The sequence below is a fragment of the Hallerella succinigenes genome (genome assembly GCF_002797675.1).
GTDB classification, from domain to species: Bacteria; Fibrobacterota; Fibrobacteria; order Fibrobacterales; family Fibrobacteraceae; genus Hallerella; species Hallerella succinigenes.
In genome coordinates this window covers 54,279-68,761 of record NZ_PGEX01000001.1, presented here as the reverse complement: position 1 = coordinate 68,761, position 14,483 = coordinate 54,279, and the positions used below count along the sequence as shown (strand labels likewise).

The 14,483-nt window shown below is 49.0% G+C and carries 14 protein-coding genes; 7 read left to right on the top strand and 7 right to left on the bottom strand.

Annotation, left to right across the window (positions count from 1 at the left end):
• Positions 1 to 67 precede the first annotated feature (67 nt).
• The 3 genes from leuA2 (at position 68) to BGX16_RS00315 (ending at position 2,946) form a co-directional block, all read left to right on the top strand.
• Positions 68 to 1,627, top strand: coding sequence for a 2-isopropylmalate synthase LeuA2 (leuA2, locus tag BGX16_RS00325; protein ID WP_100424277.1), 1,560 nt, complete (start codon positions 68 to 70; stop codon positions 1,625 to 1,627).
• A 104-nt stretch (positions 1,628 to 1,731) separates the two neighbouring features.
• Positions 1,732 to 2,241 carry a hypoxanthine phosphoribosyltransferase gene (gene hpt / locus BGX16_RS00320; RefSeq protein ID WP_198514824.1) on the top strand — a complete coding sequence of 170 codons (510 nt, stop codon included), beginning with the start codon at positions 1,732 to 1,734 and terminating at the stop codon, positions 2,239 to 2,241.
• A 15-nt stretch (positions 2,242 to 2,256) separates the two neighbouring features.
• Positions 2,257 to 2,946: an SIMPL domain-containing protein gene (locus BGX16_RS00315; protein WP_100424275.1), complete on the top strand. Its 690-nt coding sequence runs from the start codon at positions 2,257 to 2,259 to the stop codon at positions 2,944 to 2,946.
• On the opposite strand, the gene BGX16_RS00310 is transcribed toward BGX16_RS00315, so the two are convergent.
• On the bottom strand, positions 2,943 to 3,779 hold the full coding sequence (locus tag BGX16_RS00310) for a TatD family hydrolase (protein ID WP_157797786.1): 837 nt from the start codon (positions 3,777 to 3,779) through the stop codon (positions 2,943 to 2,945). The two genes, BGX16_RS00315 and BGX16_RS00310, sit on opposite strands and share 4 nt — an antisense overlap.
• Positions 3,780 to 3,781: 2 nt before the next feature.
• A complete protein-coding gene (locus tag BGX16_RS00305; RefSeq protein ID WP_100424273.1) occupies positions 3,782 to 4,114 on the bottom strand; it encodes a C-GCAxxG-C-C family protein in 333 nt (110 codons plus the stop codon).
• Positions 4,115 to 4,302: 188 nt separating this feature from the next.
• Between BGX16_RS00305 and nifJ the strand changes: the two genes are divergently transcribed.
• Positions 4,303 to 7,869: a pyruvate:ferredoxin (flavodoxin) oxidoreductase gene (gene nifJ / locus BGX16_RS00300; RefSeq protein ID WP_100424272.1), complete on the top strand. Its 3,567-nt coding sequence runs from the start codon at positions 4,303 to 4,305 to the stop codon at positions 7,867 to 7,869.
• A gap of 254 nt (positions 7,870 to 8,123) precedes the next feature.
• On the opposite strand, the gene BGX16_RS00295 is transcribed toward nifJ, so the two are convergent.
• The 4 genes from BGX16_RS00295 to BGX16_RS14765 all read right to left on the bottom strand — a co-directional run bounded on the left by BGX16_RS00295 (position 8,124) and on the right by BGX16_RS14765 (position 10,113).
• Positions 8,124 to 8,357, bottom strand: coding sequence for a hypothetical protein (locus BGX16_RS00295; protein WP_100424271.1), 234 nt, complete (start codon positions 8,355 to 8,357; stop codon positions 8,124 to 8,126).
• Entirely contained in the window at positions 8,347 to 8,805 is a 459-nt protein-coding gene (locus tag BGX16_RS00290) for a type II toxin-antitoxin system VapC family toxin (protein ID WP_241899375.1), read from the bottom strand. Before BGX16_RS00290 ends, BGX16_RS00295 begins: the two co-directional genes overlap by 11 nt.
• 359 nt (positions 8,806 to 9,164) lie before the next feature.
• Positions 9,165 to 9,779, bottom strand: coding sequence for an IS3 family transposase (locus BGX16_RS14770; RefSeq protein ID WP_198514823.1), 615 nt, complete (start codon positions 9,777 to 9,779; stop codon positions 9,165 to 9,167).
• Positions 9,780 to 9,846: 67 nt separating this feature from the next.
• A complete protein-coding gene (locus BGX16_RS14765) occupies positions 9,847 to 10,113 on the bottom strand; it encodes a transposase (RefSeq protein WP_073058387.1) in 267 nt (88 codons plus the stop codon).
• A gap of 361 nt (positions 10,114 to 10,474) precedes the next feature.
• Here BGX16_RS14765 and BGX16_RS00280 point away from each other — a divergent pair, with 361 nt between their 5' ends.
• Entirely contained in the window at positions 10,475 to 11,791 is a 1,317-nt protein-coding gene (locus BGX16_RS00280; protein WP_100425318.1) for an ISL3 family transposase, read from the top strand.
• Here BGX16_RS00280 and BGX16_RS00275 read toward each other — a convergent pair.
• Positions 11,775 to 12,521, bottom strand: a complete 747-nt coding sequence (locus BGX16_RS00275; RefSeq protein ID WP_100424269.1) for an SAP domain-containing protein — start codon at positions 12,519 to 12,521, stop codon at positions 11,775 to 11,777. The two genes, BGX16_RS00280 and BGX16_RS00275, sit on opposite strands and share 17 nt — an antisense overlap.
• Positions 12,522 to 12,843: 322 nt before the next feature.
• Between BGX16_RS00275 and BGX16_RS00270 the strand changes: the two genes are divergently transcribed.
• Together BGX16_RS00270 and BGX16_RS00265 are read left to right on the top strand one after the other, a co-directional pair.
• The gene (locus BGX16_RS00270) at positions 12,844 to 13,332 is read left to right on the top strand and encodes a terminase gpP N-terminus-related DNA-binding protein (RefSeq protein ID WP_095879140.1); all 489 of its coding nucleotides are present in this window, start codon (positions 12,844 to 12,846) and stop codon (positions 13,330 to 13,332) included.
• Positions 13,314 to 14,357, top strand: a complete 1,044-nt coding sequence (locus BGX16_RS00265; RefSeq protein WP_157798085.1) for an IS3 family transposase — start codon at positions 13,314 to 13,316, stop codon at positions 14,355 to 14,357. The genes BGX16_RS00270 and BGX16_RS00265 overlap by 19 nt, the downstream gene beginning before the upstream one ends.
• The last annotated feature ends 126 nt before the right edge of the window (positions 14,358 to 14,483 follow it).

Here is a 14,483-nt window from a genome sequence, read left to right as displayed (position 1 = left end):
ATTCTCATGTTTTTGTGCAAGAATATAAAGGACTTTGCGGCATAGAAGGTGCGGCAAGGAGATCAAAATGACTGAAGAAAAAAATCAGAGAAGACCGTTTATTTATGACGTGACTCTGCGTGACGGAAATCAGGCTCTGCCGAATCCGTGGAACAATGCACAGAAAAAAGACGTTTATCTGCAACTTTTGAAGCTCGGTGTCCAGGGTGCAGAAGTCGGCTTCCCGGCTTCTTCCGAAATGGACTTTGAATCGGTTAAGGAACTGGCTAAGCTCACCGCCCAGATGGCGGAAGAGGGCAATGTCGAAGCTCAGAACATTGTCGTTTCTGGCTTGGCCCGTTGCGTACCGAGTGACATTCAGCGTTGCTGGGATGCGGTGAAGTACGCTCCGCATCCGCGTATTCATACGTTTATCGCAGGCAGCCCGCTTTCGATGGAACACGTTTTGCACATGACCCCGGAACAGGTGAAGGAACGCGCTGTCAGCTGCGTGAAGCTTGCCAAGTCTTTGGTCGGTGACAAGGGTGACGTAGAATTCAGCGTGGAACACTTTGGCGACTGCCTCGAAAACATGGATTTTGTGATCGATGAATTGAAGGCTGTGGTCGAAGCCGGTGCGACGACGATCAACCTGCCGAATACGGTGGAACGTTACCGTCCGGCTCTGTACGTGAACCAGATCAAGCAGGTATATGACGCTCTGCCGAAGAATATCACGATTTCTGTTCACTGCCATAACGACCTCGGTATGGCGACGGCTGCAACCGTGGAAAGTTTCTATGCGGGCGCAAATCAGTTGGAAGTCTCTTTGAACGGCCTCGGTGAACGTTGCGGTAACACGAACTTCTATGAAGTCGTCGTGGCTCTCGCGAATTCAGGAACGCCTGTGGATATTCATCTTGACCGCATTTACGAAACGGCCATTCTCATTTCGCAGTGGTCGGGCGTGAACATTTACAGCCGAGCACCGCTGATCGGTGCCGAAGCTATTGTGCATCGTAGCGGCATTCATCAGGACGGCGCAAGCAAGACGAAGGACCTGAAAAAGGGTGCCTACCGTCCGATCGACTACTCGATGATCGGTCGCCATCAGAACGATTCTCTGGGCTTCACAAGCCAGAGCGGCCGTACCGCGGTTTATGAAATTGTGACCAAGTTCGGTTACAAGCTCTCTCTCGCAGAGGCGGCAGAACTGCAGCCGATTCTCAAGGCGGCGAGTGAAAAGGAAGGCGAACTGTCCGCAGATCGCGTCCTTGATATTTTCCGTGAGCACTTCATCAATGTGAACGGACATTTGATCTTTAACAACATCGAAGTGATTCCGGACGAAAACCGCTTTATCTTCCACTTCAAGAAGGACGGCGAAGCGATTGTAAAGTCCGTTACGGCGGAAGGTCCTGTGGAAGCGGCTCTTATCTTGATGCGAGAAATCGGCATGCCGGTGGAACTCGTCAAGTACCGTCAGCTCGTGGTGCCTGAAAAAGATAAGCTCTGGGCGGGTCGTGGATTGAGCCGAATTGTGCTGAAGGTGAACGACAAGGAAGTCGAAGGCCGTGGCGTTTCGAGCGATACGCTCAAGGCGAACATGCGCGCGATCTTCTGCGGCGTGAACTTGCTGTACAAGTAAGATTTTGAATTCGATGAAATCCGCATTCTGCAAAGGGTGCGGATTTTTTTATTTTTGTCATTTTTTGACATACAAAATTTAGTATAATATAGCCGATGGGTGACTTGAAAGTTTTAATTTCGAAAGAAGATCTTGAAAAGCGCGTGGCGGAACTTGCCGCGGAAATTTCTGCGAAGGAACGAATCGACTTGGTGGTCGGTGTGCTGACGGGTGCGTTCATTTTTGTGGCGGATCTTGTGCGCGCGATGTCTTCCCCGAATTTAAAGGTTCAATTTGTGAAGGCGAGCAGTTACGGAAACGGGACAAAACGTTCTTCGTTTACAGTTTCGGGACTGGAAAAATTGGATGTCCAGAGCAAGAATGTGCTTTTAATCGATGACATTTTCGATACGGGGCATACGCTTTGTGATCTTTCGAAAGCGGTTTTAGAACGTGGCGCAAAAACGGTCAGGACCTGCGCGCTTCTCGATAAGCCTAGCCGTCGCGAAGTGAATTTTGATATCGATTACAGGGGATTCACGATCGAAAATCTTTTTGTCGTCGGATACGGTCTGGATTATGCGGATGCATATAGGTCGCTTCCGGATGTGTGCTATTTTCCTGAAAAAAAATAATCAGAGGTGTAGAGTATGAAAAATCGAATTCCTGAAGCAATCATTTTGGCCGTCGCTGTGGTCATTTTCGGCGCATGCATTTACTGTGGCATGAAAAAAATGGTCAATCGGGATCGCGTGGTGCATGTGCGGGGTCTTGCCGAAATAGAAGTTCCTGCGGATAAGGTTTTTTGGGGCTTGAACTTTAACGAACTCGGCGATGACATTCCGACGATCTACAAAAAGATTTCGGAAAAGAATTCGGTCGTGAAAGAGTTCCTGAAGAAGTACGGCATTCAGGATTCGGAAATCACGGTGAATGCTCCGGACGTGACGGATAACGAAGAAATCGTTTATAGGGAAAAAGCGCCGAAATTCCGCTACACGGTCTCGTCGTATATTTCCATTGCATCGACGAATATCGAGGCGGTTCGAAAACTCCAGACTGCGATTGCAGAACTTGTATCGCAGGGAATCACGGTGCGTGCGAACTATGCAGACTTCCAGTTCACCGGGTTGAATACCGTAAAGCCGAAGATGATTGAAGATGCGACGCACAATGCCCGCGAAGTGGCGGAAAAGTTTGCGAAGGATTCCGAAAGCAAACTCGGCAAAATCCGCTCGGCTTCTCAAGGCTATTTTAGCATTGACGACCGCGATCAGAATACGCCGTACATCAAAAAGGTGCGCGTCGTGACGACGGTAGACTTCTCGTTGGAAGATTAAAGGCTTTTTAGTTTTTCTTCGACAGACTGCAAACTTTGAATTAACGCCTGCGCAATTTCGCCAGGCGTTTTTGCTGTTTTGTCTGGATTTTGGATGGGGAAGTTTTCGTCTGCATCGGTTTCTAGACGAAGGTTTTCTCGGGGAATGGCGCTAAGGGAAGCTTGGGTAGAAGCCTTGCGGAAGGAATCTGGGTGAACAGAAAAAAGCGCATTCATGCGGAGAGCGCGCTTGACGACTTCCTTGTCGCCGCCAAAACGGTGAAAAATGGGGAAGGCGTTAGAACTTGGGAATCCGAGATCTTCTAGAATTTTGAGAATGCGACGGTAATCGCCGACAGCGTGAATCATCAGCGGACGATTGAATTCCAGGGCGAGCCTTGCTTGTGAAATGAAGATTTCTTCCTGGACTTCTTCCGGAGCGTATCCCGGAAAGCGCTTGTCGAGCCCGCATTCACCGACATAGGCTTTAGGAAATTTTTGAAGAAGGCTTCGAAGCTGTTCTAGGCCTTGAAGGGAATCCTGTTCAGCGATCATCGGGTGAATTCCGATGCATGGAACGAGCGTTTGAGGAAATTCCTTGAAAAGGGGAGTGCAGGCTTCCCATTCCCACGGTTCACAGGCGACGAGGACGCTTTGAATGTGGCGCCTGTGCAGTTCCCTGCAGATAAGTGCCGGTTCAGGGAGACGTGCCAAATGAACGTGGAAGTCGAGCATTAGAAGACCTTGACTTTCTCCACAGTTTTCAAAGTGACCGTGGACGGAGGTTTCGGACAGGTTTTCTGTAAGGATTGAACTGGAAAGTGTTTCGGATTGGCTAAAACTCGGTAGTTTCACTATTATTTAGATTCTTCGAGCTCGTCAAGAATTGCTGCAGCGACGCCAACGCGGTCGTTGCAAGTGTGGTTCTTGGATGGGCGAAGCTCCGAGCAAAGGGTTCCATTGCAACGTTTGCGGAACTCTTCAGTAATTTTGTCTTTTTGGGCGGGGCAGTACTGGAGAGCTGCGTAGAGAGCCCCGCAAAGACCACCTTCGGCACGTCCACCACCGCAGGATCTAAACCTTTCTACCTCGGACATATCGCCCTGGTGAGCGTTTAACCAGGCCGCTGCCACGGACATGGCGCAGTTGCCTAAGTGCTTGGCGTGATAATCTTTTGCGTATTCCTTCATACGTTTAATATATGAAAATAGAATCCTCCAAAAGAAATGCTTTTTTCCTCATTGCCAAGAATCGGAAAAAATGCAACAAAAAGAATGTTTTTTTTAGAAATTATGCCAATTTTATTTAGAAAAAGTGTAATTTAAGGGGGGAATATTTTCAATCCTAGATTGGAAAAATCCTTTTTCTGGAGATATCTATGGCAAAAAAAATGATTGCAGTCGATGGCAATGAAGCGACTGCTCGTGTCGCTTTTCAGGTAAGCGAGGTAGCGGCAATCTACCCGATTACTCCGTCAAGCCCTATGGCTGAACATGCGGATAACTGGAGCGCGGCTGGTAAGAAAAATATCTGGGGACAGGTTCCCCGTGTGTTTGAAATGCAATCCGAGGGCGGTGCCGCTGGTACCGTGCACGGAGCTTTGCAGGCGGGTGCTTTGACGACGACCTTTACAGCGTCTCAGGGCTTGCTCTTGATGATTCCGAACATGTACAAGATTGCGGGCGAACTCACTCCGACCGTATTCCATGTGACGGCTCGTTCTCTTGCCGCACAGGGCCTTTCGATCTTTGGGGATCATTCCGACGTGATGGCTTGTCGTCAGACGGGCTTTGCGATGCTCTGCTCTGCTTCGGTGCAGGAATGTCAGGATATGGCCCTCGTGGCTCATGCGTCTACTCTTGAAGGACGCATTCCGACGATGCACTTCTTTGACGGCTTCCGTACGAGCCATGAAGTGATGAAAATCGAAGCCTTGGACGACGATGTGATTCGTCAGGTGATTGATGACAAGTATGTGAAGGCATGCCGCGACCGCGCTTTAACGCCGGATCGTCCGACCATGCGCGGTACCGCTCAGAACCCGGACGTTTACTTCCAGGGTCGCGAAACGGTCAACCCGTATTACAACGCCTTCCCGCAGATTGTCCAGAAGTATATGGACAAGGTGGCAAGCTATACCGGCAGGCAGTACCACTTGGTGGATTACGTCGGTGCTCCGGATGCAGAACGCGTGATTGTTGTTATGGGTTCTGCTGCTTCGACTGTAAAGGATACCATTGAATATTTGAACAAGAAGGGCGAAAAACTCGGTCTTTTGATCGTGCGCTTGTTCCGTCCGTTCCCGGCAGAACAGCTTGTGAAGGCTCTCCCGAAAACCGTGAAGAAGATTGCGGTTCTCGACCGCTGCAAGGAACCGGGTTCCGCTGGCGAACCGCTCTTGCAGGACGTCATCACGGCGATCTCTTCTGCGGCGATGAACGGCGAAATTACTTTGCCGCGCATCATCGGCGGACGCTACGGTCTTTCGTCGAAGGAATTTACGCCGGCGATGGTGAAGGCTGTATACGACGAACTCGCCAAGGATGCTCCGAAGGACCGTTTCACGGTGGGCATCATCGACGACGTGACGCACTTGAGCTTGGACGTGGATCCGAACTTCCATTTGGATAATACGTTTTTCCAGGCGATGTTCTTCGGTCTCGGTTCCGACGGTACCGTGGGAGCGAACAAGAACTCCATCAAGATTATCGGTAACGAAACCGCAAACTATGCACAGGGCTATTTCGTATACGACTCGAAGAAGTCTGGTTCGATGACGACTTCGCACTTGCGCTTCGGTAAGAGCATCATCGACGCTCCGTACTTGATCGAAGAAAATCAGGCGGACTTTGTCGCTTGCCACCATACTCCGCATCTCGAGTCCGTGGACATGCTGAAGTACGCGAAGGATGGCGCAACCTTCCTCGTGAACACTCCGCACTCCGCCGACACCGTGTGGGATACTTTCCCGCGTCCGGTGCAGGAAGAAATCATCAAGAAGCACCTCAAGGTGTACGTGATCGACGCTTACGCCGTTGCCGCGAAGACCGGCATGGGCCGCCGTATCAACACCGTGATGCAGACCTGCTTCTTCTCTAAGCTCGGTAACGTGCTCGATGCCGAAACCGCCATCAAGTACATCAAGAAGTACGCCGAAAAGACTTACGCTAAGAAGGGTCAGGAAGTGGTCCAGAAGAACTGGGACGCTATCGACGCCTCTCTTGCTAACCTGTTCGAAGTCAAGGTTCCTGCTACTGTCACCAGCACCAAGGAATTCCGTGCTCCGATCCACGGCGACGCTCCGAAGTTCGTGAACGAAGTCACCGCAGAAATCATCAAGGGCAACGGCGAAAAGCTTCCGGTTTCGAAGATGCCGGTGGACGGTGTTTTCCCGACCGGTACGACGAAGTACGAAAAGCGTGATCTTGCTTTGATGATCCCGTCCTGGAATCCGGAAGTCTGCTTGCAGTGCGGTAAGTGTGCCATGGTGTGCCCGCATGCAGCCATTCGCCAGAAAGTTGTAGACAAGTCCTCTGTCGCAAATGCTCCGGAAGGCTTCAAGTACACGGTTGCCAAGGGTTACAAGACCGATTTTGCCGAAGCCGTGTTCGCTATTTCTGTGTCGAGCTACGACTGTACGGGTTGTGGCGTCTGCGTTCAGGCTTGCCCGGCTAAGGACAAGGCCGACGAGACCAAAAAGGCCATCAACATGGTGCCGCAAGAACCCATCAAGGTTCAGGAAGGCAAGTGCTTTGACTTCTTCGTCGATCTCCCGGAATTCGACCGTACCAAGGTCAACAAGAACCTCGTCAAGCAGGCCATGCTCCTCGAACCTCTGTTCGAATTCTCCGGCTCCTGCGCAGGCTGCGGCGAAACCGCTTACGTGCGTCTCGTTTCTCAGCTGTTCGGTGACCGCATGGTTGTTGCCAACGCTACGGGTTGCTCCTCCATTTACGGCGGTAACCTCCCGACCACTCCGTGGGCCAAGAACAAGGAAGGCCGCGGCCCCGCTTGGGCGAACTCCCTCTTCGAAGACAACGCCGAATTCGGTCTCGGTATGCGCCTCGCTATCACGAAGCATGCCAAGCAGGCTCTCTCCCTCCTCGAAGCCGTGAACGTTCCTGCCGAACTCAAGGAAAAGCTCACGACCCAGAAGCAGGACGACGAAGCCGGCATCAAGGCCCAGCGTGAAAACGTCGCCGCCCTGAAGGCCGCCCTCGCCGGTGCAACCGACGAAGCATCCGTCAGCCTCCGTGACGAATTCGCCGATTACCTCGTGAAGAAGTCCGTGTGGATCTTCGGTGGTGACGGTTGGGCATACGACATCGGTTACGGTGGTCTCGACCACGTGATGGCAACCGGTGAAAACGTGAACATCTGCGTCCTCGATACTGAAGTGTACTCCAACACCGGTGGACAGGCTTCCAAGGCCACGAACCGTGGCGCAGTCGCCCTCTTCGCTGCCGCTGGTAAGCGCGCCGGCAAGAAGGACCTCGGCCTCATCGCCATGAGCTACAAGAACGTTTACGTCGGTCGCATTGCTCTCGGCGCAAACGATGCTCAGGCCCTGAAGGTTCTCCAGGAAGCGGAAGCTCACAATGGTCCGTCGCTGATCATCTGCTACTGCCCCTGCATCAACCACGGTTTCGATCTCAACAGCCAGCTTCAGCACCAGAAGATGGCCGTGGATTCCGGTTACTGGACTCTGCTCCGTTACAACCCGGCTCTCGCCGCCGAAGGAAAGGCTCCGCTTATCCTCGACTCCAAGAAGCCGACAATCCCGGTCGCAGAATACATCTACACCGAAAACCGCTACAAGCAGCTCACCCGTAACAATCCGGAAGTGGCTAGAAAGCTCGCTGACGACCTCCAGAAGGAAGTGGACGCCCGCTACGCATTCTATGACGCCATGAGCAAGGATACGGAAGGGTTGATCAGCCTGTAAAGAGGTATGAGGTCGGCACTCAGTGCCTTTGGGGTATGAGCTCGCTCGCGATGCTCGCTCTGAGGCATGAGTGAGGCCTTACGGCCTTTGAGGATGTCATCCCCGGCTTGACCGGGGATCTCCCTTTACAAAAACGCCCCGTCACTCAAAAAGTGGCGGGATGTTTTTTATTCATAAATAGATGTGATTACTCACATCTAAAATAAACAGACTAGTTTTCAGCAAATCTGTGAAGTTGATATTAAGCCCTTCTATTACAGAACCACTTTCGGATTTCCCGAAAACTTCGTCACACCACAAGACGATTTAACGAACTTATCCAAATCCGCAAAAGTTTTGACGCTATCAACTAAAGAAGAACGCCACTTTGTATAATCAAAGCGTTCTCGCAACAGTGTCGCTATAAAGAGTTCTGTTTCCATAGCACCCATATTTTCACTTAGGCAACGCATGCCCTTTTCAATGACATCGACGGAACTAATGCTCATAGTTTTCCTCCACTTCAAGAATGAAAGTCATGGGGTTAAGGATTTTTACTTTATCAGTTTGATATTTAAGTAAGCGTTTATCTGTCGTCAAAAAATAGTCACATCCAGAAATGATTGAACTTGCAACATGACACGCATCCATCAACTTAACGCCTGTCGCCATAATTTCCTTTGCGAGCGACTTTACTTGTTCATCAACATTTTCACTCACATACGTATGCGTGTAGGTATCTATAAAATTCTGAATATCGTTCCTTTTGGACTCAAATCGGTTAGCGGCATTTTCGGCAACAAGAACATACGATGCAACCAAATCAAACACCCCGTTACGAATCTGCTGTTGAATTTCCAATTTCGCCTGAGCTTCTAAACTAATCTTTAATTGAGACTGGTCATCATAAGGACGATTGTAGCAACAGTTGTCCAAATAAATCTTCAAGCGTTCCATTGATACCTCATCTGAAATATACCTTTTTTATGTAAAAAAGCAAATCTCCCCATTCCCTTTTTGGGAAATACAAGAACATGGGGCTATCCAAATAAAGCATTAAAAAATACTACAAATCCTAGAACCGCCAAAGAAAGCCAAATGAAAAAAGACACTCCTGATAAGGCACAACCATCTATCGCTCGGCTAACAAAATCAATTTTTGAACGTTTAAAGCCACAATATGTGTAAGCTTCCCCACTAGCACATCCTACATTTTAGTTTGATATTTCTTGTTTTACAAACAACTCGTAAGTCCGACCTTTCTTATTTCGGACTGTCAGCTACCCATTTTTAGGACTGGTTTAAAGTATACAAAATCACCCTGTTCTCATCAACCGATACTCCATTGGAGCGAGGTTGTTTAAGGAGTCGTGGGGTCTTTCGTTGTTGTAGTAATCCGTCCACTTTTCGGTAATTTCCCTTACATCATCTAAAGTCCTGAAAATATAGGCGTCAAGAACAGCCCTTCGGTACGATCCGTTAAACCGTTCGATGTAGCTGTTCTGGGTCGGACACCCGGGCTGCGTGTACAAAATTTTGATTCCGTTCCCATCGCACCAATCTTGAAATTTATGCGAAATGAATTCCGGACCGTTGTCGCAGCGAATGTTGCTCGGCTTGCCTTTCTCCCAAATGATTTCCTCCATGAATCGAATCAAGCGGGACGCCGGTATGGAATGCGCAACCTTCTGTGCAACGGCCACACGGTCGCTGTCGTCGATGACGTTGAGTACGCGGAACTTGCGGTTGCTTTGCAAAACGTCAGTAACGAAGTCCATCGACCAGGTGACATTTTCCTGGTCCGGTGTCACGAGCGGATTCTTGACTCGGGCTGGCAAGCGTTTGCGCAACGGCTTTCGCTTGTTGAAATGAATCGCCTCGTAGACGCGGTGGACCTTCTTATGGTTCCACGGATGCCCATCAATCTGCACGCCCGAGTAATGCTGATGTCGTGGTCCTCTGCTATTTCGCCCACAATTTCCTTGCGGGCCTCGGGCGTCAGAGTTTTTTTTCGATAACCTCGCGGAGAATCTCGTTGTCCAGGGCGAGATTGGCGTACATCTTCTTGAGCTTGGCGTTTTCTTCTTCGAGTTCCTTCAGTTTCTTAAGCTGGCTAACCTCGAGACCGCCGTACTTCCGTTTCCATTGATAGAGCGTGGCTCTGGAAACGTTGAGTCGCCTGCAGATTTCATCTGCAGACACCCCAGCTTCAAGTTCGTTTACGCTTTTGACGATTTCCGATTCGGAATGAGTCAGTTTCTTCATGGCTGTTCCTTTGCTACCAAAGGTAGCATTTTGACGCAGGCGGAATTGCCTTTTGTCTAGTTATGAACAGTCCTAATTATGGGGAAGCTTACAAAAATGGGTAGCTGACAAAAGAATATTACATCCAACAGGGAGTAATATGCGTCTTTATACTGTTTTTCTACATAATAGAATTCGTGAAGACATAATTTGCAATTTCGGCAAAGACCATAATCTCCTGACGTAGCAAATTTCTGGCTCTTCATCAACATGTGTGGGTGGCTTCGCCACCCTTTTTTTGTTGACTTTCGCCTAAATCAAACAAAAAAAAATGGGCTATTTTCTAAAATTTAATCGCCAAAAAAAACAGAAGAAAAAGCCCATGTCAAAATTATACAAATCCATCTTCAATGTCAACGGCTGTTCAGTCGTCAAGCAGGAGCAAACCGACACCACGGTCACCATCACGGTAAGACTCACCAAGGGCAACGCCAGCAGGTGCGGCTGTTGTGGGCGAAAAGGGAAGCTCTACGACAACGGCCGGGAACAGAGGGTATGGCGGACGCTCGATCTCGGCACGAAGATGGGCTTCATCAGGATGGACACCTACAGGGTGAAGTGCAAGAAATGCGGCGTAAAAACGGTGAAGGTGCCGTGGGCAAGCCACAGGTCAGGCTTCACCGACGCCTTCGAGCAGCAGGTCGCATGGGCCGTATGCAGCATGTCGAAAAAGGCTGTCGCAAAGCAGCTACGCATCGCCTGGAATACCGTGGGGGAAATTGCCGACCGCGTATGGGATCGCCTGGACACAAGGCCGATCAAGGCAGGCTGCATCTTCAGGCGCATAGGCATCGACGAGACCAGCTACAAGAAAGGGCACAAGTACATAACGGTGGTAGTGGATCACGACAGGCGCTGCGTGATCTGGGTCCACGAGGGCTACGGGAAGGAGGTGCTGGACCTCTTCATGAGGGAACTCAGCGAAGAGCAGCGCAAGGGCGTGGAGCTTGTGACTTGTGACGGAGCCAAGTGGATAAGGTCAAGCATCGAGGAGTTCCTGCCCAATGCCGAACGGTGCGTGGACAGCTTCCATGTCGTACAGTGGGCGACAGAAGCCCTGGACAAGGTCCGTGTGGAAGCCTGGAAGGAGGCCCGCAAGGAAAACCGCAATCAGAAACGGGGCCGAGGCAGGCCCACGAAGGATAGCGTCCCGAAGGACCGCACCGCGGAGGGGATAAAGAACTCCAGGTACGCTCTGGGCAAGGCTCCAGAGAACCTTAACGAAAGCCAGCAGAGAAAAATAGAACTCATAGCAAGCCGCTATCCGCGTCTCTACAGGGCATACCAGCTCAAGGAGGAACTGCGCATCATCCTGAAGATGGGCTATGACGATGCCAGGGAAAATCTGGACAGGTGGCTGTGGCGTGCAAGCCACTCACGCATCGGCTCAGTCAAGGATCTGTACGCAAAGATCAAGCGTAACTACGACGGAATCCTCAACACAATCAGGCTGGGCGTGTCAAACGCAAGGATCGAGGCGACGAACAACAAGATAAAGCTACTGATACGGACTGCCTATGGCTTCAGGAACATGAACAACATGCTGTCGCTGATAATGTTGAGCTGTTCCTATGTCGATGTAAAGATAGCCTACGAATGGGAATCGGAATCGAGAGAATCATCTAGCAAGGCTGCCTAAATGCTACCACACATATTGATGATGCCTCAAATTTCTTTATCTTTTCTGCCAATATTTCAACAATGCCTTTTCTAAAATCAACCTGAGGCATTAGTTGAACAAATTTGCTCATTTCAAAAATAGAAACTTCATTCAAGTTATTCTTATCAAGATACTCTAAATATGCAGCATCGCATAAAGCCTGTTCTCCAGACTCTGTCCTCAAAAATCTCAATTTTTTCAAATTTGCATTTAAAGAATCTAGAGATATTTGCTCAATAATTCTTTTGACTAAATCATCTTTTTTACCCGTTACAGGTAGAGAATTATTTTTTAGAAGATTCTTTAAATCAACAACTTTCAAATCATTTAAATTCATTTGAAGATTCATTTCTTTTTTCAAGAACCCTTTATTGACAAGATTTTCCAAACAAGACTTAACATTTTCAATACCGTATTGATAATTCCAAAAACTGGGGAAAGAATCTGAATTAACATAATACTTAGGAGCATAATACAACAAAAGCAATTCCGACGGATACAATCCCTGTTTGTTAGGAACACCTTCAAATTGCTTTTTAGGCTCCTGTTTAGCAACCTGGACTGGTTGCTGATTTTTCTCTGGGACTAAGACATTTTGTGATGTCGATAAAACTTGATCAAAATCCGGAGGTTCTTCATCAGTTTTATTCTTCCTATTAATAAAGAGATAAATCACTAAAATGACGAAAAATAGAACTACATACAGCATTTTTACCTCCCTGATTTAAAACTTTTCTAGTTCTTTAATTCCTGATATTTTTTCGCACGTTTTAAAATACATAAATAAAATGGCACAAAATGTCAAAAACAGGAAAAAACTGCATCTCATTTTGAGCATTCGCGTTAGGGATAGTGACCCCTTGGGGACAAGACTCGCGAAGCGAGGCTCTATTTTAACAGCGTTGCAGGCGATTCGCAAGAGCCGACCGCAACGCGTTAAAATATAGCCCGACCCGGCGAGGGCCACCCCCCTTCCTCAGGTCAAAATGTCCGCTTTCATCTCCTAAATCCGGGGCGGAAAGGGGACTTTTATGTCCAGAAAAACTACCGATACAACACTCAGGGATTCATTTCTTGAGCGAATAAAGAAGCCGGGATGCCCGTCTGTCAAGACCATCGCCGAAGAAATGAACCTGCCAAAAGCTACATTGTACTCATGGATTGCTGCGGAACGGCAACGCAAACGTCAGGGAGTCTCCATGAGCAAGAAATCGGCAAAAAGATCCGCACTCACCAAGTTCAGCCTCGTCGCAAAATCTGAGGGCATGACACCAGAGGAACTCGAAAAGTTCTGTGCCGAAAACGGGGTTTCTTTTGCAGAACTCCAGTCCTGGAGAGACCTTTCTCTTTCCGCAATGGAGAACTCTGGTGACGGAAACGTGATGTCCGTAAAACAGCATGAGGATGAAGTTGCCAAGCTCAAGGCGGAACTTGCACGCAAGGAAAAAGCACTTGCCGAAGCAGCCGCACTCCTGATTCTTCAAAAAAAAACTTCGGCAATATTGGGACCGGAAAAGTAGAAGAGGAAAAGAAACGGAAAATCCTTGCGGCCATCGAGGAGGCTATCCAAAATGGCGCAAGGCTTTCCAAGGCGTGCGATGTAATCGGTCTTTGCGAACGTCGTTACAGGCGCTGGCGAAGGAATGTTGCGGACAACCGAGGTGGCTATCGTGAAAACAATTCACAACGGCTTTCCCTGGAAGAAACAGCCTCGATTATCGAAAACTTTACGAGGGAAGAATACCGTAACCTCCCGTTGAATATCGCCCATGCAAAGCTTATGGATCAAGGAATCTACATTGCTTCGCCGTCGACTTGCGAACGCGTTATGAAAGCTTATTATCAAGGCATAGGCAGAGTCGCCGACCGCAATATTGTGCGGCGTAAACGGCCTGAATATTCAGCGAAAGGACCGAACCAGGTCTGGTGTTGGGACATTACCTGGCTCCATTCCGAAGTGACCGGGAAGTACTATTACCTCTACTTGATTATCGACATGTATTCGAGGTACATCGTCGGATGGAGTCTGCATACAAAAGAAGATGGAAAACTGGCGGAGATGCTCTTTGCGGAGACTCTACAAAAATATTGCCCCGGCGAAAACGTATCTCTGTTGGTCCATGCGGACAACGGGAAACCCATGCGCAGCAAGGATCTTAAATCTTTGTTTGAAAAGCTGCACGTGATGTCAAGCCATAGCCGGCCGCATACGAGTAACGACAACGCCTTTGCCGAGAGCATTTTTGCTACGATGAAAAGTCGTGTGGTATATCCGGAATACTTCATGACTATCGAGGACGCAGAACGATTTGTCGTGGAATTTGTGGACTGGTACAACAACGAACATCTGCACTCCGGACTGGATTTGCTGGCGCCGTGCGCCGTTCATTTTGGCTACCACCAGGAGATTCTCGACCGCAGAAATGCGTTGCTGGAAAGGTCCAGGGAACTGCATCCTGAACGCTTTGGGGGAAGGAGAAAGTTCTACAAAATTGATGAAACCGTCAGCCTAAAACATCGAATCCACTTGCAAAAAGCAGTATGACATACTAACTTTAAACTAAACTAACCGAGCGGACATATTGCCTGAAAATTGCCGGCCACCGAGCCGGGGAACGCCCAAATAAGAAATATCGGTAAGGACAAGGCCGACGAGACCAAGAAGGCCATC

Bases quoted from the DNA above. Each gene is read 5' to 3' on its own strand.
- leuA2 (WP_100424277.1), top strand. From the start codon at position 68: ATGACTGAAGAAAAAAATCAGAGAAGACCGTTTATTTATGACGTGACT.
- BGX16_RS00315 (WP_100424275.1), top strand. From the start codon at position 2,257: ATGAAAAATCGAATTCCTGAAGCAATCATTTTGGCCGTCGCTGTGGTC.
- BGX16_RS00305 (WP_100424273.1), bottom strand. From the start codon at position 4,114: ATGAAGGAATACGCAAAAGATTATCACGCCAAGCACTTAGGCAACTGC.
- nifJ (WP_100424272.1), top strand. From the start codon at position 4,303: ATGGCAAAAAAAATGATTGCAGTCGATGGCAATGAAGCGACTGCTCGT.
- BGX16_RS00295 (WP_100424271.1), bottom strand. From the start codon at position 8,357: ATGAGCATTAGTTCCGTCGATGTCATTGAAAAGGGCATGCGTTGCCTA.
- BGX16_RS00290 (WP_241899375.1), bottom strand. From the start codon at position 8,805: ATGGAACGCTTGAAGATTTATTTGGACAACTGTTGCTACAATCGTCCT.
- BGX16_RS14765 (WP_073058387.1), bottom strand. From the start codon at position 10,113: ATGAAGAAACTGACTCATTCCGAATCGGAAATCGTCAAAAGCGTAAAC.
- BGX16_RS00280 (WP_100425318.1), top strand. From the start codon at position 10,475: ATGTCAAAATTATACAAATCCATCTTCAATGTCAACGGCTGTTCAGTC.
- BGX16_RS00275 (WP_100424269.1), bottom strand. From the start codon at position 12,521: ATGCTGTATGTAGTTCTATTTTTCGTCATTTTAGTGATTTATCTCTTT.
- BGX16_RS00270 (WP_095879140.1), top strand. From the start codon at position 12,844: ATGTCCAGAAAAACTACCGATACAACACTCAGGGATTCATTTCTTGAG.